This window comes from uncultured Brevundimonas sp. (genome assembly GCF_937863155.1).
In the GTDB taxonomy this organism is placed as follows: domain Bacteria; phylum Pseudomonadota; class Alphaproteobacteria; order Caulobacterales; family Caulobacteraceae; genus Brevundimonas.
Window position 1 is genome coordinate 135,127 of sequence record NZ_CALMFB010000024.1, and the last position, 18,075, is coordinate 153,201.

Below are 18,075 nucleotides of genomic sequence, written 5' to 3' on the forward strand. Positions count from 1 at the left end.
GGACGAGAGCTCGCGAAGCTATTGGAAACATGGACCGGAAACTCAAAGCCGATGGCATCCAGATAGACAGAGATAACGTCGCCATAGATCCAGATTTTTGGCGATGCATCAGGGCTACCCGGAACTGGTTTAGTCGGATGAGGAGAGGGAAGATCGCATGACCGGCTATGACGCCCTGGCTGTCATTCTGATCCTGGCCTCGGCCGCCGCCGGCTGGGTGCGCGGCGGGGTGCGCGAGGTTATCACCCTGCTCAGCTTCGTGCTGGCGGCCTTTGTCGCCCTGATCGCCCTGCCGCTGACGGCGCCGATCGGGCGGGGGCTGGTCGATCCCGACTGGGCCGGGTCAATCCTGGCGGCGGTCGTCAGCTTCCTGGCGCTGTATTGGGGCGTGCGCCTGTTCGGCTCGCAGCTGTCGAAGAAGGCCCAGGCCCATCCGCACCTGGGCGGGGTGGACCGGGTCATCGGCGTCTTCGTGGGCGCGGCGCGGGCGCTGGTGCTGCTGGGGGCCATCCATCTGGTCGTGGTCGCCGCCATGCCGGGCGAAAAGACCCCGCGCTGGCTGACCGACGCGCGTCTTTACAAGATCAGCGCCGGCTCGGCCCGCCTGATCCAGACCATTCTGCCGGGCATCGGCCGGGGCATGGACGCGGTGTCGCCCGTCGTCGCTTCATCCGCCCGCGAAGGGTTTTCCGGCGACAGGGCCTTGCCCCGGCCCCAATCGGGGACTAACTCGCCGCCATCCTGAGTTTTGCCCGGCTGACCGGAGACGACGTCGATGATCCACCACATCGCCGATCCCGTCGTGCATCGCCCGCATGAGCGCGACGCCGACGACGACCGTCCCCGTCTGGAATGCGGCGTCTGCGGCGTCTGGGGCGCCGCGGCGGACGAGGCGTCCTCCATCGTCGCCCTGGGCCTGCACGCGCTGCAGCACCGCGGCCAGGAAGCCTGTGGCATCGCCAGCGTCGGCGACGACCGGTTCCATACCGAGCGGCACATGGGCCTGGTGGGCGAAGCCTTCGGCGGCGCCGATCTGTCGGGCCGCATGCCCGGCCCGGCGGCGGTGGGCCACACCCGCTATTCCACCTCGGGCGGCAGCTTCCTGCGCAACATCCAGCCGATGTTCGCCGACCTGGACACCGGCGGCATCGCCATCGCTCACAACGGCAATCTGACCAACTTCCTGTACCTGCGGAACCGGCTGGTGGGCGAAGGCGCCATCTTCCAGTCGACGTCGGATTCCGAGGTCATCCTGCATCTGATCGCCCGCAGCCGTAAGGCCAAGATCGTCGATCGCTTCATCGACGCCCTGGGCCAGATCGAGGGCGGCTACGCCCTGGTGGCCCAGACGACCAAGAAGATGATCGGCGCGCGCGACCCGCTGGGCATCCGCCCGCTGGTGCTGGGCAAGGCGGGCGACGCCTGGGTTCTGGCGTCCGAGACCTGCGCCCTGGACATGATCGGCGCCGACTTCGTGCGCGACATCGAACACGGCGAAGTGGTGGTGATCGACGAGGACGGCCTGACCTCGCTGAAGCCCTTCCCGGCCCGCGCCGCCCGGCCCTGCCTGTTCGAATACGTCTATTTCGCCCGCCCCGATTCGGTGGTGGACGGCCGCTCGGTCTATGAGGTGCGCAAGGCCATGGGCCGCGCCCTGGCCCGCGAACACGCGGTTGAGGCCGACATCGTGGTGCCTGTGCCCGATTCCGGCGTGCCGGCGGCCCTGGGTTACGCCCACGAAAGCGGCATCCCGTTCGAGATGGGCATCATCCGCAGCCACTATCTGGGCCGCACCTTCATCCAGCCCAGCCAGGGCGCCCGGCAAAAAGGCGTCCGCATGAAGCACAGCCCCAACAAGGCCGCCCTGGCCGGCAAGCGGGTGGTGCTGATCGACGATTCCATCGTGCGCGGCACCACCTCCGTGAAGCTGGTCCGGGCCGTGCGCGCCGCCGGCGCCGCAGAGGTGCATCTGCGGTCCGCCAGCCCGCCGATCCTGTATCCCGACTTCTATGGCATCGACATGCCGGAACGGGAGCAGTTGATCGCCGCCCAGAAGTCGCTGGAGGAGATGCGCCAGTATCTGGAGGTCGACACCCTGGGCTTCCTGTCGGTCGACGGCCTTTACCGCGCCCTGGGTCAGGACGGGCGCAATGACGCCGCGCCCCAGTTCACCGACCACTATTTCACCGGCGACTATCCGACCCGCCTGCTGGACCGCGAAATCGCCGAGGGCGGGCGCGACGCCTCGGGTCGGCAACTTTCCCTGCTGGTGAGCGCTTAAGCGGGCATGACCCGCCTCGGCTATTTCACCCTGGACACCCCCGACATCGACAAGGCGCGCGCCTTCTACGCCGCCCTGTTCGGCTGGACCTTCGATGACGGCAGCAGCCATGCGACCTACGCCCATGTCGTCGGCGGCGCGCCGGAGTTCGGCTTCACCAAGGCCGAGCGGGCCGGGTCATACGCCAATCTGTATTTCCGGGTCGACGACATCCAGGCCGCCTGCGCCCGCGTGGTCGAACTGGGCGGCAAGGCGGCCGTTCCGTCCCAAAGTCCGTCGGGCCTGTCGGCCGTGGTCTGCGACGACCAGGGAACCAGTTTCAGCCTGTGGCAATCGGCCGAGGGTTACTGAACCTCGTCTTCAGGGTTTGGCGACCACCCGGTCCAGTTTTGGGCCGTGTGAAAGACCCGATGGACATGCAGGGCGTCGTCCGGGCCGCCGACCAGCGAATAGACGATGACATAGGCGGTATGCAGGACAGCCTTTTCATATGTTCCATCGCAATAGCCAGGGCGGCCGATCGGGCGTGTAGCGAGAGCCGCCACCGTGTCCATGATCCGATCCTTGAGGACCTGAGCCGCGTCAGCATTGCGATCGCTGAGATAATCGACGGCCGCGTCCAACTGGTCGATGGCCGCATCCGACCACCGGACGGACCTCATATCTTCGCCCTGTGCCGGTCGATCGTGGCCTGTAGGCGCGCCATGGCCTCTTCATGGGACACGGTTCGCCCCTCCCGGAAATCGGCTCGGGACTGCTCGATCGCCTCCAGCATTTCCATTTCGCGGTCAAGGAAGGCTTCGAGTCCACGCTCGGCTACGGCCGAAGGGGTTCTATGGGTCTGCTCTGCATAGCGGCCCAGCTTTTCCTTCAGGGATTCGCTGACCCGCAAGGTCAAAGTCGCGGTCTTGGCCATGTCCGGCTCCATCGAATGCATCACAATGTAACACATTGACCGGACCTTCAGCCATCCCTACCACCGCGCCATGACGGACCTGCCTCTGAAAGACCGTATCGCCCTGGTCGTCGGCGCCTCGCGCGGCATCGGCTATGAAAGCGCCCTGGGCCTGGCCCGGGCCGGCGCCCATGTCGTGGCTGCCGCCCGCACCCAGGGCGGGCTGGAAGAACTGGACGACGCCATCTTCGCCGCCACGGGCCGGCACGCAACCCTGATCCCGTTCGATCTGGTGGACGGCGGGGCCATCGACCGGCTGGGCGGCGCCCTTTACGAACGGTTCGGACGGCTGGACGTCTGGGTCCAGGCGGCGGCCATCATGGGGCCGTCGGGCCTGACGCCGGTGGCCCACGCCGAACCGCGCGAGTTCGCCAAGGTCGAGAAGGTCAATTTCACCGGGGTCTATCGCCTGATCCGTTCGCTGGAGCCGCTTCTGCGCGCCTCGGACGCCGGGCGTGTGATCCACCTGACCACCAGCGTCGCCGCCAGCCCGCGCGCCTTCTGGGGCGCCTACGCCGCGACCAAGGCGGGCGCCGAGGCGCTGATGAAGACCTGGGCCGACGAGATCGAAAGCACCGCCATCCGCGTCGCCGTGGTCGATCCGGGCCGCATGCGCACCCAGCTGCGCGCCCAGGCCTTTCCGGGCGAGGACCCGGCCGCCCTGCCCCCGCCGTCGGACATCGCCCCCCTGATCGTCGAACTGGCCCGCGCCGACCTGACCCCGCCCTTGAGCGTCAAATTCAGCGAATGGCAGGCCGGCCCGACGGCGGCGGCGCTGGTTTAACGCTTCTTCGGTCCGCTCTTCTGGCCGGTGCGTATCCGCCCCGAGCGCGACACCTGCCGCGCCCCGCCGCGGGCGCCCTTCTGGATCGCCACGCTGGACCCGGCCTTCTTGGAGGCGCTGGCCTTCAGGGCGCCCAGAACCTTGGGCTTGGCGACGCGGGCCTTCTTCTGCTCCAGCGCCTTGCCGGGCAGTTTGGACAGGGCCTCTTCCTTCTCGGCCTTCTTGACGCGGCGCGGGGCGGTCTTGGCGTCGCCCTTGTAGCGTTCCGGCCCCGACTTGGCCCCGCCCTCGGCATAGGGGTTGGCGCCGCCCGACTTGACGGTCAGGCGGATCGGCGTGCCGGGCAGCTCAAAGCTCTCGCGCAGGCTGTTGACCAGATAGCGCTTGTAATGGTCCGGCAGGGACTCGGCGCGGCTGGCCATCATCACGAAGGTGGGCGGCCGGGCCTTGGTCTGGGCGATGTATTTGGGCTTGATCCGCTTGCCGTCCACGGCGGGCGGCGGGTGGCGCTGGACAGCCATGGCCAGCCAGGTGTTCAGATCCTTGGTCTTCACCTTCACCGACCAGGTGTCATAGGCCTGGATCACCGCCGGCATCAGGCGTTCGACGCCCCGGCCCGAGTGCGACGACAGGGCCACGAAGGGCGAGCCGCGCAGTTGCGGCAGCTTGTCCTCGGCCGTGGCCTTCAGCTTGGCCAGGCGCGCCTGGGGCTCGTCCTCCAGGTCCCATTTGGCCGCAACATAGACCAGGGCGCGGCCTTCGCGCTCGACCAGGTCGGCCAGCTGCAAATCCTGGGTGTCGAAGGCGTCGTCCTTGTCCATGACCAGAATCACCACCTCGGCGAAAGTGATGGCGCGGATGGTGTCGGCGACCGACAGCTTCTCCAGCTTTTCCTGAACCCGCGCCTTGCGCCGCATGCCGGCGGTGTCGACCAGACGGATGTTGCGGTCTTCCCAGACCCAGTCGACCGAGATGGAATCGCGCGTGATCCCGGCCTCGGGACCGGTCAGCAGGCGGTCTTCGCCGATCAGGCGGTTGATCAGGGTCGATTTGCCGGCGTTGGGGCGGCCGATGACGGCGATGCGGATCGGCTTGTCCGGCGCGTCCTCTTCCTCGACGAAGATGTCGGCGGAACCGGCGACGATGGCGGCGTACAGATCGGCCATGCCCTCGCCATGCTCGGCCGAGATGGCGACGGGTTCGCCAAAGCCCAGGGCGTAGGCCTCGCCGATGCCGCCGCCGCTCTCGCGGCTCTCGGACTTGTTGGCCAGCATGACCACCGGCTTGTGCTGATGGCGCAGACGGTCGGCGAAGATGCGGTCCAGGGCGGTCACACCCTCGCGCGCATCCATCATGAACAGGATCAGGTCCGCGTCCTCGATCGCCGCCTCGGTCTGCTCGCGCATGCGGGCTTCCAGGCTTTCGTCGGTGACGTCCTCATAGCCCGCCGTGTCGATCAGGGTCAGGTCCAGATCGCCGATGGTCCCGTCGGCATAGCGGCGGTCGCGCGTCACCCCCGGCCGGTCGTCGACCAGCGCCAGCCGTTTTCCCACCAGCCGGTTGAACAGGGTCGACTTGCCCACGTTGGGGCGGCCGACGATGGCGACCTTCAATGCCATGACGTCAGCCTATAGGCCGATCAGCGGATGCTGACCAACTGTCCCTTGTCCGTCAGCACATAAAGCGCGCCATTATAGGCCGCCGGCGCGATGTAGGACGCCGCGCCCAGTCGCAGGGTCGCCTCGACCGCACCGGTCTTGGGGTTCAGACCCACCAGTTCGCCATCCGAGTTGACCAGCACCAGCCGGTTGGACGCCAGCAGCGGCCCGGCCCAGTCGGGGCGCACCGTGCGGTCGAACACGCCCAGGAAGCCGCCTTCCTGACGCACCCGACCCTCGTTCAGGTCGCGGGTCCAGTAGACTTGGCCGGTTTCGCGGTTGACCACGGTCAGTTCGCCCGCCTTGGAGACGACGAACACCACATCACCCGCCGGCAGGGGCGCATTGACGCCCGCGACCGGCAGTTGCCAGCGCGGCTGGCCCGAGCGGATGTCCATGGCCGACAGCACGCCCGAATGGCTGACGGCATAGACATTGCCGCGGCTGATGACGGGACGGCCGGCGATGTCGCGGATTTCCGACAGGGCGCTGGTGCGGCTGGTGCGGCTCAGCACCTGTTGCCACAGCTGCTGCCCGTTCGAGGCGCGCAGGGCGACCACTTCACCCGAAGAGAAGGGCGCGATCACCGTGTCGCCGGTCACCGCCGGGCTGGAGGCGCGCATGACGCGGGCCGGCTCGGTGATGCCGCGATAGGTCCAGTGCTGGTCGCCGGTATTGACGTCGAAGGCCAACAGCTGGTTGTCGATATCGACCACGAACACCCGTCCGCCTGCGACGGTCGGCGCGCCGTGGATCGGCGCATCGACACGATGGCTCCAGACCACGGCGCCGGTGGCGGCGTTCAGCGCCGTCATGGTGCGATAACCGGATGAGACGAACACCTTGTCCCCGGCCACGGCCACGCCGCCGCCGAAACCGCCCGAAACGGCGCCGCTGCCGCCGCTGATCAGCGGCAGGCCCAGAACGCCGGAGCCCGGCTCGCGCTCATTCGGCTTGACGCTGGCCTTCCAGGCGACGGCGCCGGTGGCGGCGTCCACCGCCGTGACGGTCGAATCGCCGTCCAGAACGAAGACGCGGCCGTTGTTGGCCACGATGGGGGCCATCACCTGGGTGGTGCGGCCGGACCCGACGCCGATGTCACGACGCCAGGCGACGGTGAAGTCGGCGGCGGCGATCACATGTTCGACCGCATTCTCGGCGTTGCCGCCCGGCTGGGTCCAGGCGGTCGCGGCCTGAGGCCCCGGCAGGAAGAAGTCGCGGCCCGACAGGGCGGCCGACGGGGCCAGCCTCTGTTCGAAATCCAGCACCGAGATGCGCTCGCCCTGGCTGGCGACGGCGGTGGGGGCCTCGGAGCCGCCAAGGTTGAACGGCAGGGCGCGGCGAACCGTGCCGCAGGCCGCGACCGTGGCGGCCATGCCGCAGATCAGGGCGACTTTCAGGACGCGGGACATGGGCGGTCTTTCGCTCTTATTCCGAACGGTTACTGGGCAGGCGCGGCGGCGGCAGGCGCGGCCTGGCTCGTCTGCGCCCGAGCTTGGGCCTGGGCCTGGGCCTGGGCCTGGGCTTGCGCCTGAGCTTGAGCGACCTGGACGCCGAGGCGGTCCATTTCGTCCACGATTCGGGCCAGGGCCGGCGCCGTGCCCGAATCGATGGTGTCAATGCCGGCCTGGGCGCGCTGGCGCACCTGTTCGGGCACGTCCTGGCCCAGCTGCAGCTGGACGAAGGTCGAGCGCGCGGGCTGGATCTGGCCCATCTGCAGTTGCGCCATGGCCAGGGCTTCCTGGGCGAAGGGACGCAGCGGACGGCCTTCCTGGGTCAAGGGCTCCAGACGCTTCTGCACATCGGCGAATTTGGCGTTGTCCAGCTTGCCTTCCATCACCAGCCAGGCGGCCTTCAGCGCGGCCTGGTCGGTCAGCAGCGGATCGCGCGAGGCCTTGGCGGCCTCGTCATACAGGCGGATGGCCTCGGGGACGTCTTCGCGCTGGACGGCCAGACCGGCCTGCTGGGTCAGGGCCAGAACGCGATAGGCGCCGCCGCCGACCTTGGCGGCCTCCTCGAAGGCGGCCTTGGCGCCGTTCAGGTCCTGGGCCTGCAGGGCCTCCATGCCGCGGTCATAGGCGACCGACGCCTTGGACGCATTGGATGTCTGGAAGCTGTCCCAGGCCCACCAGGCCAGGGCGGCCGCCAGGGCCACGGCCAGCAGACCGCCGACGATCGGCAGCCAGACGCGCGCCATGCGGCGATAGCGGTCGGAACGAAGGTCTTCCTCGACCTGCTCGAAGACATCAACCACGGAACGTCGCCCCAAAAACCGCTGACAGCAAAAACCGGCGCGACCCTAGAGGCTTGCAACCGTCGCCGCAACGCGGACGATCACGGCTGGACCGGCTTTTTCGAGAAGTAGGTCTCGACTTCGGCAGGAAAACGGCGGGCGCGCACGTCGGCGGCGTATTCGGCGACCGCCCGGTCGATTTCGCCACGCAGTCCGGCATAGCGGCGCACGAATTTCGGCGTCCAGTCGAACAGGCCCAGCATGTCGGGCGCCACCAGGATCTGGCCGTCGCACGCCGACGAGGCGCCGATGCCGATGGTGGGCTTGTCGATGGCGGCCGTGATCTCGCGCGCCAGCCCTTCGGCCACGCCCTCGATCACCACCGAAAAGGCGCCGGCGTCGGCGGTGGCCTCGGCCTCGGCCATGACGCGCAGGCGCTCCTCTTCGGTGCGCCCCTTGGCCTTGAAGGCGCCGTCGGTCAGCACCGCCTGGGGCCGCAGGCCGACATGGCCCATGACCGGAATGCCGCGTTGGACCAGATAGTCGATGGTCTGGGGCACCGTCGGGCCGCTTTCCAGCTTGACCCCTTGCGCGCCCGTTTCCTTCATCACGCGGGCGCAGTTTTCATACGCCTGCTCCTTGCCGCCCTCATAGCTGCCGAAGGGCATGTCGATGACGACCATGGCCCGCCGGGCGCCGCGCATGACCGCCTGGCCGTGCAGGATCATCATCTCCAGCGTCACGCCGACCGTATTGGGCAGGCCGTGCACCACCATGCCGACGCTGTCGCCGACCAGCAGCAGGTCGCAATGGGCGTCCAGGATCTCGGCCGTCGGCGCGTCATAGGCGGTCAGGCAGACGATCGGCTCGCCCCCTTTCCGCGCCAGGATGTCGGGTGCGGCGATCCGGCGGACCGTCTCCTGCTTCTGGCTGGACAACTACATCTCCTGGGACAGCTTCATGGCGCCGGCGGCCAGCAAGGCGACCAGCGCCGCCGCCGTCAGCCAGAATAGCTGCATCGCCCCCATCGATCCAAGGCTCAGGTTCGCCAGGCCCATCTGATCCAGGGATCCCTGGATATCCGACTGGGCCGCCGCCACGACTGAACGGGCGCCTTCGGTCATCTGGCCGCCGCCGATGGCGGCGCGGCCGAACGCCAGGTCCATGCCGGCCACTTCGCGCACAGCCGTCAGCCCGCCCAGCAGGCCCGCCACGCCCAGAACCACGGTCCGCACCCGCGAACGCTTGGCCAACCGCCCCTGCACCTCCAGCGCGAACAGATCGGCGTCGGCCATGGGGGGCGTCTGGGCGAACAGACGCTCGACGAAGGGATCGAACTCGTCAGCCGACATCGGCCGTCCTCCCGGGCTGCGCCTGCGGCTGAAGCCGGGCGCGGAGTTTATCCAGACCACGTTTGACATGAGACTTCACCGTTCCCAGCGGCAAATCCATGGCGGCGGCGATTTCCGGGTGGGACAGACCCGCGCCATGGCACAATGAAACGCACAGACGTTCGACCTCGCTCAGCCCCTTCAGGGCGTCGTCCAGGTCCATGCGGCCGTCCGTATCGGCGGCCGGGGCCGCCTGATCCGTCTCGATCGCATCGACATAGCGGGCCTCGCGGGCGATGCGCTTCAGATAGAGCCGCGCCGCGATCCGCTTGACCCAGCCCGCGAAGGGGCCGTCGCCGCGAAACTCGGCGCATTTCTCGAACGCTTGCAAAAAGGCGTCCTGGGCCACGTCGTCGGCCAGGGACGGCGCGGCGCCCATCCGGCGCAGCAGACCGCGCACGGCCGAACCGTGCCGCCGGACCAGTTCGCCGAACTCGCGCCGCCCGCCGGCCGCCGACAGGGCGGCCAGCTCGGTGTCATGCAGGTCTCTGATGGACGGAACCATGCCGTCGCCCCCTCGCCCGCGCGCCTCAGTCCTTGTTCTTGTTGAAGAAGCTCAGGACGATATAGGCCAGACCGATGGTCACCGGGATGCAGGCCAGGCCCAGCAGGCCGTTGCTGACGCCGTCTTCCCAGCCGCCGTTGACCGAGTTGAAGTCCTTCACCAGGGCGAAGGCGATGGTGCCGATGCCCACGGCCAGCCAGATGATGCCCCGGCGGATGTCGCGGGTGCGCGACGGCAGGGCGCGGGCCGCTTCGTTCGACAGGGCCTCGATCACCTCGGGCGGCAGGGGCTGGCCCTTGTCGATGGCGGCGCGCACCGTCTTCTGCATGTCGCGGCGCTCGCGCGTCTTGAAATAGGTCGGGCCGACGATGATGGCCGTGATGGTGCCGAAGACCGACAGGATGGCGATGACCGGAATGAAGTCTTCCATGTTTGAACTCCCCGCTTTGGATCATGTGCGCCCCAGCGTGATGCCGGGGCCTTCTGACAACAAGAGACTGCGAACCCCGCCGATGGATGCGTCGCCCAAGGTGAAACTTTCGACAGGTTCGTGAAACCGGTTACACTGGCGCCGAAATCGTCGTCTGGGAGGACGCCATGATCGCCCGCCGCACCTTGATCACCGGCCTGGGGGCCGCCGCCGTGGCCGGTTGCGCCACGACGCGGGCGACCGGCGTCGCGCCTTCTCTGAAGCTGGCCTGTTTCAACATCTGGCACAATCAGGGCGACTGGGCCGCGCGACGGCCGCTGCTGATCCAGGCGCTGCGCGACGCCGACGCCGACGTGATCGGCCTGCAAGAGGTGCTGGAGGATGCGGCCGTCGACCTGCCGAACCAGGCGCGCGACCTGGCGCAAGCGCTAGGGGGATACGAAGTGCACTTCTGCTCAACCGACGCCGAGGGGGCGCCGCGTCGGTATGGCAACGCCATCCTGTCGCGCCTGCCGGTCATCCAGCATGACTGGAAGAAGCTGGAGCCGCTGGACGACTATCGCACCGCCATCCGGGCGCGGGTCCGGGTCGGCGGCCGCGCCGTCGACATCGTCAACACCCACCTGGCTTGGCAGGCCGACGCCCAGGCAGTGCGCGCGCGTCAGATCGCCGACCTGATGGCCTGGCTGCCCCGGGACCGGACGCCGCTGATCGTCATGGGCGATTTCAATGCGGTTCAGGAGGACGCCGGCCTGAACGCCCTGACCGGCCCCGGCTTCTTCAGCGCCCTGCCCCGCAACAGCGTCGACACCACCCTGAACCCGGCCAAGGGCCACCCGAACCGGGTCATCGACCATATCTTCGCTCAGGAGACGGCCTTTGCGCCCGTCAGCGCCCGGCGCATCGGCGACCAGCCGACCCAGGGCGAATATCCGTCAGACCATTTCGGCGTGGCCGCGACCGTCAGCCTGCGTTGAACCGGCGCGTCAGCCGCAGGGCCGCCGTCGCCGTCAGCCCGCCCAGCACCAGCATCGCCGCCGTGGGCGCCAAAGCCTGGCCCAGCGTCTGGCCCAGGGTCGCCGCCACCGGCTGAAGCCCCCACAGCGCCGCCGTGGCCGCCACGGCCCAGGGCGCCATGGCCCCGACCGCGCCCCAGGCGCGCCGCCGGGCGATCCGCTCGGCCACCGCCGTCTCGAACGCCAGGTCGCGCGCGGGCGGCCTCTGGGCGGCGAACAGGCGGTTCAGCGTGTCCTCAGGCGTCATCGGACCCTCCCAGCGCCGCCAGCAGGCGCGTGCGTCCGCGCGCAACATGCGACTTCACCGTGCCCAGGGGCAAGCCCAGGGCCGAGGCCGCCTCGGAATGCGACCAGCCGTCGGCCAGGCACAAGGCCACACAGGCCCGCACATCGGGCGCCAGGTCGCCCATCGCCCGCGCCATGGCCATGCGGTCCTCGTGCGACACCCCCGGCGGCGTCTCGGCCGCCTCCAGCCAGGCGGCGTCGCGCGCGGCGCCCCGGCGTCGGGACCGGATGTGATCCTGCGCCCGCCGCCACGCCACGCCCAGCAGCCAGGACCGGAAACGCGCCGGCTCCTTCAGCGCCCGCAGCGTCGTCCAGGCGGCGATGAAGGTGTCTTGCGCCACATCGTCCGCCTCGGCCCAGCCGCCGCCCAGGGTGCGGCGCAGGAAGGCCCGCACCGGCGCCTGATGCTGCTGGACCAGACGGGCGAAGGCCACGTCCGATCCGCCTTGCGCGCGGCGCACCCATTCGGCCTCGTCGCTCAAGGCCGCCTCCCCTGCCCCGTCGCCCCGCGATCACTCGCCGCCCCGGCGACGCCCCCGCTTCATCAGGGTCGAGACCAGGCAGGCCACGCAGACCGAGCCCAGCACGAAGGCGACGATCAGAAACGCCTGGCCCGCGCCATACATGTCGGCCCAGGCGGCATAGCCGAAACCGGCCGCCAGCAGCCCGAACAGCACCACCGAGAACCAGTTGCCTTCATTGGACTTGGACGGAGCGTCATAGGCGCCGCCGAAGAACTCGGTGTCGCTGTCGATCGGGCGGTTCAGCACCTTCAACAGGGCCTCGGGCGGCTCCTGCCCCTTCTCGGCATAGGTCCGCAGCAGGTCCAACGTCTCCTTCTGGCGGCGATAGTTCAGGAAGCTGGTGAAGCCCCCGACCACGAACCAGGCCATGGGGAACATCAGCCACCAGTAGGAACGGAACAGGTCTTCCATCGTCTCATCCTCCTGACGCCGGCCGGTTCGCCGGATCGTCCTTCACCCCCTAGTCGTCACGCCCGTGCCGATCGGATGCAGAACGACTGAAGTTTTTCAGCCCAGGTCCAGGCCCGCATAGACGTCCGGCTTGAACCCGGCCACGCGGCGCGCGCCCGTGTCCAGGATCGGCCGCTTGATCATCGACGGATTGGCCAGCATCAGATCGACCGCGCGCCCGGCGTCCAGGTTCGCCTTGTCCGCATCCGGCAGGGCGCGGAACGTCGTGCCGGCGCGGTTCAGCACCGTCTCCCAGCCCAGTTCGCCGACCCAGGCCTCGACCCGCGTCCGGTCGATCCCGGCCTTCTTGTAGTCGTGGAACACATGCGCCACGCCGTTCTGGTCCAGCCAGGTCCGGGCCTTCTTGACCGTGTCGCAGTTGGGGATTCCGTACAGGGTGATCATGCCTCCGCATCTGGCGGCCCCGCGCAGGGGGATCAAGCGTTTTCGGGTGATGAGAACCGACGCCCACACACGCATGACGCGAGACAATTGCGGCGCGTCATCCATGGGTCGTGACGCCATTCCGCCCGCGCCGGAAGCCCGCACAATTCGTTTACATATCCGCATAATCGCGATGAAGATTAGTCAGGGCACGCCCCTGATGGCCTGACGAACCCTGACGGAGGCGTTAACGCAGGCTTGACGCAGCCCGACCGAACAGTGCTAGATCATGGCCATTCAGGGGCTTTTTCATGCACAAACACATTAACGGGCGCAGCCTTGCGCTTGCTTTCACACTGGCTGCGCTGGCGGTTTCGGGCTGTGATCGGCTGGGTTCGCCGGCCGGTGCGGACGGTGCTCAGGGGGAAGCGGCCGCTCTGTCCGGCTTTGACGGCGCCATGACGGCGCAAAATTTCGGCCAGGCCGCCCAGATGGCCGCTATGGCCCAGGCCGCCCGCCCAGAAGATCCGACGGCGCACCTGCAACGCGCCCAGGCCGAGGCCGCCAAGGGCGACGCCAAGGCTTCGGCGACCGCCTTCCTGCAGGCTCTGGCGGCTGAACTGCCCGACGCGCAGGCGGCCCTGGCCGAGCCGGTGTTCGATTCCGTCCGCAGCTCGCAACCGTTCCGCGCGGTCAAGGCCGCCATGGCCCCGGAGACGCCGGCCAAGGCTGCGTCGGCCGCTTCGACCACCCGCAAACGCGCGCCCGAGACCCGGATCCGCGCCGGCAACGTCGAGATCATCGAAGGCCCGAACGGCGGCGTCGTTCGCGCCGGCGACGTCGTCCTGCGCGATTCCAACTAAATCCCCCGACATTCAGCCAAGAGTGCCAATCATGCGTCGTTTCGCCGCCGTTTCCGTATTCGCCCTGGCCGTTGCGGCCGCTGTTCCCGCCCTGGCCCAGGACGGCGTCGTGTCCGGTACGGGCGCCGCCGCCGTGACGCGTGACGCCAACGCCACGCGCGCCGCCGCCGAGGCCGCGGCCCGCGCGGACCTGATCCGGTCGCTGGCCCGCGAAATTCTGGGCGCCGAGCGGATGGGCGAACTGTCGTCGGACGTCATCCTGCGCATCGCCAACCAGATCCGCCCGGAAATGATCGTCGACTATTCGTCGCAACGAGTCGGGCGCGAGTTCCGCACCACCGTGTCGGCGCGGGTCGATCGGTCCTGGGTCATCGCCCGTCTGGACGACGAGGGCATCCAGTCGTCCAGCCGTCGCGGCGGCGGCGAGCGCCAGCGCATCCTGGTCATGCTGGACGAAGTGGTCGGCGCCGCGCGCGACCTGCAGGCGCCCGCCGAGGTCGTGACCGAATACTCGCGCGACAGCGGCGCCCAATACAGCGACACCTCGCGCATGGCCCTGTCCGAGCGTGAGCGTGCGGGCCAGTCCAGCAGCTACGCCGCCGGCAGCAGCGCCAGCGGTTCGTCGGCCTCGGGCTATTCGGACGGCTATGGCTCGGGCGCCAGCCGCGCCTCGGGTTCGCGCTCCAGCGCCGTTCGCGGCAGCAGCTCCGCCGCCTATTCGTCCTCGCGGGATCTGGCCGTGGCCAACAACGTCCAGGCCAGCGCCCACGACAATGTCCGCTTCAGCCAGCGCATCACCTATCAGACCACCGCGTCGACCGCCGCCGGCCGCGCCGCCGTGGCGGCCCTGACGGGCGAACTGATCAACTACGACATCGCCACCAGCAACGCCGTGCCGGCCATGGCCGACTTCGCGCCGGGCATGCAGCCCCTGTACGCCGACCTGCAGGAAAGCGGTCGCCTGCGTGACTTCATGACCCATGTGTCGCGCAATGCACCCTTCTTCATGGGCGGGCATTTCTCGATCCGCGACAACGGCGTGAACCCCGCCACGGGCCAGCCCAGCTGCACCGGCGAAATCGCCGCCCAGGCCTATGCCTCGGCAAGCTATGAAGACATCGGCTCGACCACCAAATCGGGCGCCGCCTCGGCCGCCAGCTATGAGCTGTGCGCCAGCCAGCTGGCGGAATCGCTGTCGAAACAGGCGGCCGAAACCCTGGGCCCGCAGATCCAGCGCTTCTGGCGCAACCAGACCCGCGCCCGCGCCGGCGCCGTGCAGGCCGCGACCGGGACCACCGACTACACCCTGACCGTCCGCGGTGCGTCGGACCTGGCGATGCAGGCGGATATCCTGGACGTTCTGTCGGCGATTCCGGGCATTTCCGGTTCGGCCTTCCTGGAACAGTCGGGCGACCAGATGACGTTCCAGGTCCGCTACACCGGCTCGACCCCGCTGCACCTGGCCCTGTACCAGCGCATGCGCGCCAACGCTCGCTTCGCCGAAATGAAGGCCGAAGCGGCGCCGCAATCCGTGCTGATCTGCCTGTCCGGGACCTGCTGATCATGCGGCGGCTGGCCATGTCTGGCGTGGCCGCCGCCCTTCTGGCTGCGCCGGCCGCCGCCCAGGCCCCGGCGTTGCGGGTCTTCCCGTCGCCGGGCCTTTACGGGCCGGAAGCCTCGGACTGCGCCTCGATTCCCCAGAGCGCCCGCAATGTGCGGATCGCTTCGGCCTTCTGCGGCCTGTTCGGGCCGCAGGCCAGCCGGCAGGTCGGGGTGCGCTTCGACCAGTTGATGCGCCAGCGCTTTCCCGACGGCCCGGCCGGGCTGAACGACGCCCTGCCCCCGGGCGTCACGCGCGAGGCCATGCTGTCCGGCACGGTGGTCGCCACCCTGCACCTGACCCGCGCCGACCTGTGGCGGGTGCGCAAATCCTCCGGGTCCGAGGCGATCACGCCCCTGGCCATGAGCATCACCTTCTCGAACGCCCTGACCGGCGAGGTGCTGCTGACCGTCAGCCGCTCGACCATCGTCGGGGGGGTTTTGGCCGACCGCACCTTCGAGGCCGAGGCCGCGCGCCAGTTGCCGGCCCTGATCGACCAGGAGCTTCAGCATTTGGTCAATGACGCCGCGACGAAATTCCGTCCTCACGCCGTGACCGGCACGGTGCGCGGACGCGCGGGCGACCGCTATGTGGTCAATATCGGCCGCCGCCAGGGGGTGCGCGAAGGCGACGCCCTGGGCGACGCCTCGGTGGTTTTCGCCGACGCCGACTACGCCATCGTCGAGCCGATGCTGGGCCAGTTGTCGGTGGGCCAGACCCTAGCGCGACACGTCGCCCAGCCGGTCGAGGTGCTGGAACGGCCGTCGGTCCTGGTCGTGGTCGTCGATGCGCCCGAGGAACAGTCGCCCGCCTATCTGACCCAGATGGCCGAAGACGCCTTCGCCGCCTCGGCGGGCCTGGCCGTCACCCCCGTCAACGCCAGTTTCGCCCGCATCCGCGAAGAGGCCCTGGGCAACGCCTCGGTCTCGCCCCGCCCGCGCACCTGGCCCGACTATTTTGCGCGCGTCTCGGTGGTGGCCTTCGACCCGATCGAAACCGGCACCAATGTCGCCAACATCCGCCGGCGCACCACCCACGCCCGCGCCATGGTCGAGATCCTGAACCACCAGGGGCGCGTCGTCTTCGCCGCCCAGGCGGCGGACCAGTTGAACAGCGACCTTGTCGACGGCGGCGGCCTGGGCGCGGCCCAGGACCGCGACACGGCCATCAAGAACGCCATCACCCGACTGTCGCAGGCGGTGGGGACGAATTTCAAGCCTGCGCGCCTGCGCGTGCCGGTGTCGCCGGCCTCGGGCGGCGCGACCATCCGCGACGCGGGCCAGCGGCTGTCGCCGGGCGTGGACGGCGTGATCCTGCGCCGCATCGGCTCGGTGTCCGGCGTCCAGGGCGAGGTCTGGGCTCCCGTCACCCGCGTCGAGGTGGCCGAGGTGTCGGGCGGCCAGGGTTTCGCCCGCTATGCCGACGTCGAACAGCCCGCGATCCGTTCGGGCGACCAGTTGGCCTATGAAGCGTCGGGCGTCGGCTCGTCGTCGCGCGCGGTCTTCGCCCAGTGCCTCGCGCCGAATGGCGCCCCTTCGATCAGCCAGCGCGGTTCGATCGCGCCGGTGCATTTCCAGCCGATCGCCCTGAACAATTTCGCCGCCGGTTTCGGCGGGGCCGTGCATATCCCGCAGTTCGCCCCCGTGCTGGCCGCGCGCCTGGGCGATGGCGGTTTTCAGTCGGACGCCCAGGCCGGCGTGCTGTCGCCCCGGTCGCCCGACATCTGCTTCGAGCCGGTCAATCAGATCGAGCCGGCCGCTGCGGACGCACGGTCGGGCCGCCGCTACGACCTGACCGTCGGCTATACGTTGAAACAGAACGGCGAACGGGTGGCCGGCCGCGGTCTGCAACAGACGCTGACGCCTGCGGCCCTGAGCGCCGGAGCGCCGGCCGAGATGGTCGAACGCTCCATCGTCGCCGACATCGCCGAGGCCGCCGCCGGCCTGGCGTCACGGGCCGCGCGCGAGACCGCGCCGCCATCATCGCGTTGATCCACGGCTTATTGGGAGGGAAAAGCCATGAAAACCAACAAGACTCATACTGCCGGCCTCATCGCCGGGGCGGTGGCGCTAAGCCTCGTCGCCAGTTCGGCCCAGGCCCAGTTGGGCCAACTGGGCCAGTTGCGCGGCCTGGTGCCGGGCGTCGGCGGCGGCAACGCCGCCAGCTACAGCCCGGACGCCTTCCTGGCTGAAACCGCTCAGACCACCCAGATGATGATGATCGCCGCCGTCGCCCTGCGCGCCGCCAGCGACGAGCGCGAGAACCGCGAACAGTATCGCGCCCGCATCACCCAGCTGAACGGCTCCACCAATGTCGGCGAACTGAACGCCCACAAGGCCGCCTTCCAGGAAGACCTGCAGGCCCTGTCGGCCAATGCGGCCGAAGCCGAAGTCTGGCAGACCCGTTTCGACGGCGCCTCCAGCGACCAGCGCAGCCTGATGCTGAACGCGGCCTTCAACTTCTCGCTGGCCATGGTGCGCAATGTGCGCCTGGCCCAGCAGGCGCCGACCCTGGTCAACAATATCGCCCGCAACCCGATGATGCTGACCAAGCTGGGTCAGCTGCGGGCGGCGGCCGAGCTGATCATGATCCAGACCAACGCCGCGCGTTCGATGTGGACGCCGATGCGCGCCATCATGGCCAAGGGCGGCGTGGCCGAGCCCCAGGACTCCAGCAGCACCCAGCCCCGCGCTGTGGAAATCTGATCTACGGACAG

General features: G+C 69.0%; 22 protein-coding genes. 9 read left to right on the top strand and 13 right to left on the bottom strand.

From position 1 onward, the window contains the following. Positions 1–157: 157 nt before the first annotated feature. The 3 genes from Q0581_RS03955 to Q0581_RS03965 are packed head-to-tail and all read left to right on the top strand — an operon-like array spanning position 158 to position 2,632. Positions 158–745 (top strand): CvpA family protein, encoded by a 588-nt coding sequence (locus tag Q0581_RS03955; RefSeq protein ID WP_298697771.1) that lies wholly within the window; start codon positions 158–160, stop codon positions 743–745. Between the two features lie 30 nt (positions 746–775). Then, positions 776–2,281, top strand: a complete 1,506-nt coding sequence (purF, locus tag Q0581_RS03960) for an amidophosphoribosyltransferase (RefSeq protein ID WP_298697773.1) — start codon at positions 776–778, stop codon at positions 2,279–2,281. A gap of 6 nt (positions 2,282–2,287) precedes the next feature. Continuing rightward, complete coding sequence (locus Q0581_RS03965; RefSeq protein ID WP_298697775.1) at positions 2,288–2,632, top strand: VOC family protein; 345 nt, start codon at positions 2,288–2,290, stop codon at positions 2,630–2,632. Here Q0581_RS03965 and Q0581_RS03970 read toward each other — a convergent pair. Both Q0581_RS03970 and Q0581_RS03975 read right to left on the bottom strand, forming a co-directional pair. Further along, positions 2,626–2,943 carry a type II toxin-antitoxin system RelE/ParE family toxin gene (locus Q0581_RS03970; RefSeq protein ID WP_298697777.1) on the bottom strand — a complete coding sequence of 106 codons (318 nt, stop codon included), beginning with the start codon at positions 2,941–2,943 and terminating at the stop codon, positions 2,626–2,628. The two genes, Q0581_RS03965 and Q0581_RS03970, sit on opposite strands and share 7 nt — an antisense overlap. After that, positions 2,940–3,197 (bottom strand): CopG family transcriptional regulator, encoded by a 258-nt coding sequence (locus Q0581_RS03975; RefSeq protein WP_298697779.1) that lies wholly within the window; start codon positions 3,195–3,197, stop codon positions 2,940–2,942. Before Q0581_RS03975 ends, Q0581_RS03970 begins: the two co-directional genes overlap by 4 nt. Before the next feature lie 70 nt (positions 3,198–3,267). On the opposite strand from Q0581_RS03975, the gene Q0581_RS03980 reads away from it, so the two are divergent. Then, positions 3,268–4,020 carry an SDR family NAD(P)-dependent oxidoreductase gene (locus tag Q0581_RS03980; protein WP_298697781.1) on the top strand — a complete coding sequence of 251 codons (753 nt, stop codon included), beginning with the start codon at positions 3,268–3,270 and terminating at the stop codon, positions 4,018–4,020. Here Q0581_RS03980 and der read toward each other — a convergent pair. The 7 genes from der to Q0581_RS04015 form a co-directional block, all read right to left on the bottom strand. Further along, positions 4,017–5,639, bottom strand: a complete 1,623-nt coding sequence (der, locus tag Q0581_RS03985; RefSeq protein ID WP_298697783.1) for a ribosome biogenesis GTPase Der — start codon at positions 5,637–5,639, stop codon at positions 4,017–4,019. The genes Q0581_RS03980 and der overlap by 4 nt on opposite strands. A 20-nt stretch (positions 5,640–5,659) precedes the next feature. Next, entirely contained in the window at positions 5,660–7,090 is a 1,431-nt protein-coding gene (locus Q0581_RS03990) for a PQQ-like beta-propeller repeat protein (protein WP_298697785.1), read from the bottom strand. A 29-nt stretch (positions 7,091–7,119) separates the two neighbouring features. Further along, the gene (locus Q0581_RS03995; RefSeq protein WP_298697787.1) at positions 7,120–7,932 is read right to left on the bottom strand and encodes a tetratricopeptide repeat protein; all 813 of its coding nucleotides are present in this window, start codon (positions 7,930–7,932) and stop codon (positions 7,120–7,122) included. An 80-nt stretch (positions 7,933–8,012) separates the two neighbouring features. Next, positions 8,013–8,849, bottom strand: coding sequence for a 3-methyl-2-oxobutanoate hydroxymethyltransferase (gene panB / locus Q0581_RS04000; protein WP_298697789.1), 837 nt, complete (start codon positions 8,847–8,849; stop codon positions 8,013–8,015). Beyond that, a complete protein-coding gene (locus Q0581_RS04005; RefSeq protein WP_298697791.1) occupies positions 8,850–9,263 on the bottom strand; it encodes a hypothetical protein in 414 nt (137 codons plus the stop codon). Then, positions 9,253–9,807, bottom strand: coding sequence for a sigma-70 family RNA polymerase sigma factor (locus tag Q0581_RS04010; protein ID WP_298697793.1), 555 nt, complete (start codon positions 9,805–9,807; stop codon positions 9,253–9,255). Before Q0581_RS04010 ends, Q0581_RS04005 begins: the two co-directional genes overlap by 11 nt. Positions 9,808–9,832: 25 nt before the next feature. Beyond that, positions 9,833–10,237: a DUF6249 domain-containing protein gene (locus Q0581_RS04015; RefSeq protein ID WP_298697795.1), complete on the bottom strand. Its 405-nt coding sequence runs from the start codon at positions 10,235–10,237 to the stop codon at positions 9,833–9,835. 167 nt (positions 10,238–10,404) lie between these two features. Between Q0581_RS04015 and Q0581_RS04020 the strand changes: the two genes are divergently transcribed. Continuing rightward, positions 10,405–11,214 carry an endonuclease/exonuclease/phosphatase family protein gene (locus Q0581_RS04020; protein WP_298697797.1) on the top strand — a complete coding sequence of 270 codons (810 nt, stop codon included), beginning with the start codon at positions 10,405–10,407 and terminating at the stop codon, positions 11,212–11,214. Here Q0581_RS04020 and Q0581_RS04025 read toward each other — a convergent pair. The 4 genes from Q0581_RS04025 to Q0581_RS04040 all read right to left on the bottom strand — a co-directional run bounded on the left by Q0581_RS04025 (position 11,201) and on the right by Q0581_RS04040 (position 12,917). Further along, a complete protein-coding gene (locus tag Q0581_RS04025) occupies positions 11,201–11,500 on the bottom strand; it encodes a hypothetical protein (protein ID WP_298697799.1) in 300 nt (99 codons plus the stop codon). The two genes, Q0581_RS04020 and Q0581_RS04025, sit on opposite strands and share 14 nt — an antisense overlap. Further along, positions 11,490–12,020 carry an RNA polymerase sigma factor gene (locus tag Q0581_RS04030; RefSeq protein WP_298697801.1) on the bottom strand — a complete coding sequence of 177 codons (531 nt, stop codon included), beginning with the start codon at positions 12,018–12,020 and terminating at the stop codon, positions 11,490–11,492. The genes Q0581_RS04025 and Q0581_RS04030 overlap by 11 nt, the downstream gene beginning before the upstream one ends. 30 nt (positions 12,021–12,050) lie before the next feature. Then, on the bottom strand, positions 12,051–12,473 hold the full coding sequence (locus Q0581_RS04035; protein WP_298697803.1) for a hypothetical protein: 423 nt from the start codon (positions 12,471–12,473) through the stop codon (positions 12,051–12,053). Positions 12,474–12,569: 96 nt separating this feature from the next. Next, positions 12,570–12,917, bottom strand: a complete 348-nt coding sequence (locus tag Q0581_RS04040; RefSeq protein ID WP_298697805.1) for an arsenate reductase — start codon at positions 12,915–12,917, stop codon at positions 12,570–12,572. Positions 12,918–13,207: 290 nt separating this feature from the next. Here Q0581_RS04040 and Q0581_RS04045 point away from each other — a divergent pair, with 290 nt between their 5' ends. From Q0581_RS04045 to Q0581_RS04060, 4 genes are read left to right on the top strand one after another with little or no spacing between them, the layout of a single operon-like run. Then, entirely contained in the window at positions 13,208–13,759 is a 552-nt protein-coding gene (locus tag Q0581_RS04045) for a hypothetical protein (RefSeq protein ID WP_298697806.1), read from the top strand. Positions 13,760–13,790: 31 nt separating this feature from the next. After that, positions 13,791–15,320, top strand: a complete 1,530-nt coding sequence (locus tag Q0581_RS04050; protein ID WP_298697807.1) for a hypothetical protein — start codon at positions 13,791–13,793, stop codon at positions 15,318–15,320. A gap of 2 nt (positions 15,321–15,322) precedes the next feature. Next, entirely contained in the window at positions 15,323–17,350 is a 2,028-nt protein-coding gene (locus Q0581_RS04055; RefSeq protein ID WP_298697809.1) for a hypothetical protein, read from the top strand. A 27-nt stretch (positions 17,351–17,377) separates the two neighbouring features. Next, on the top strand, positions 17,378–18,064 hold the full coding sequence (locus tag Q0581_RS04060; RefSeq protein WP_298697810.1) for a hypothetical protein: 687 nt from the start codon (positions 17,378–17,380) through the stop codon (positions 18,062–18,064). The last annotated feature ends 11 nt before the right edge of the window (positions 18,065–18,075 follow it).

Excerpts from the sequence above, each read along its gene's own strand:
- Q0581_RS04060 (WP_298697810.1), top strand. The coding sequence starts at position 17,378 with ATGAAAACCAACAAGACTCATACTGCCGGCCTCATCGCCGGGGCGGTG.
- Q0581_RS04050 (WP_298697807.1), top strand. The coding sequence starts at position 13,791 with ATGCGTCGTTTCGCCGCCGTTTCCGTATTCGCCCTGGCCGTTGCGGCC.
- Q0581_RS03965 (WP_298697775.1), top strand. The coding sequence starts at position 2,288 with ATGACCCGCCTCGGCTATTTCACCCTGGACACCCCCGACATCGACAAG.
- Q0581_RS04005 (WP_298697791.1), bottom strand. The coding sequence starts at position 9,263 with ATGTCGGCTGACGAGTTCGATCCCTTCGTCGAGCGTCTGTTCGCCCAG.
- Q0581_RS04035 (WP_298697803.1), bottom strand. The coding sequence starts at position 12,473 with ATGGAAGACCTGTTCCGTTCCTACTGGTGGCTGATGTTCCCCATGGCC.
- Q0581_RS03955 (WP_298697771.1), top strand. The coding sequence starts at position 158 with ATGACCGGCTATGACGCCCTGGCTGTCATTCTGATCCTGGCCTCGGCC.
- Q0581_RS04025 (WP_298697799.1), bottom strand. The coding sequence starts at position 11,500 with ATGACGCCTGAGGACACGCTGAACCGCCTGTTCGCCGCCCAGAGGCCG.
- Q0581_RS03990 (WP_298697785.1), bottom strand. The coding sequence starts at position 7,090 with ATGTCCCGCGTCCTGAAAGTCGCCCTGATCTGCGGCATGGCCGCCACG.
- Q0581_RS04045 (WP_298697806.1), top strand. The coding sequence starts at position 13,208 with ATGCACAAACACATTAACGGGCGCAGCCTTGCGCTTGCTTTCACACTG.
- Q0581_RS04055 (WP_298697809.1), top strand. The coding sequence starts at position 15,323 with ATGCGGCGGCTGGCCATGTCTGGCGTGGCCGCCGCCCTTCTGGCTGCG.
- Q0581_RS03970 (WP_298697777.1), bottom strand. The coding sequence starts at position 2,943 with ATGAGGTCCGTCCGGTGGTCGGATGCGGCCATCGACCAGTTGGACGCG.
- Q0581_RS04015 (WP_298697795.1), bottom strand. The coding sequence starts at position 10,237 with ATGGAAGACTTCATTCCGGTCATCGCCATCCTGTCGGTCTTCGGCACC.
- Q0581_RS03980 (WP_298697781.1), top strand. The coding sequence starts at position 3,268 with ATGACGGACCTGCCTCTGAAAGACCGTATCGCCCTGGTCGTCGGCGCC.
- der (WP_298697783.1), bottom strand. The coding sequence starts at position 5,639 with ATGGCATTGAAGGTCGCCATCGTCGGCCGCCCCAACGTGGGCAAGTCG.
- Q0581_RS04010 (WP_298697793.1), bottom strand. The coding sequence starts at position 9,807 with ATGGTTCCGTCCATCAGAGACCTGCATGACACCGAGCTGGCCGCCCTG.
- purF (WP_298697773.1), top strand. The coding sequence starts at position 776 with ATGATCCACCACATCGCCGATCCCGTCGTGCATCGCCCGCATGAGCGC.
- Q0581_RS03975 (WP_298697779.1), bottom strand. The coding sequence starts at position 3,197 with ATGGCCAAGACCGCGACTTTGACCTTGCGGGTCAGCGAATCCCTGAAG.
- Q0581_RS04020 (WP_298697797.1), top strand. The coding sequence starts at position 10,405 with ATGATCGCCCGCCGCACCTTGATCACCGGCCTGGGGGCCGCCGCCGTG.
- Q0581_RS04040 (WP_298697805.1), bottom strand. The coding sequence starts at position 12,917 with ATGATCACCCTGTACGGAATCCCCAACTGCGACACGGTCAAGAAGGCC.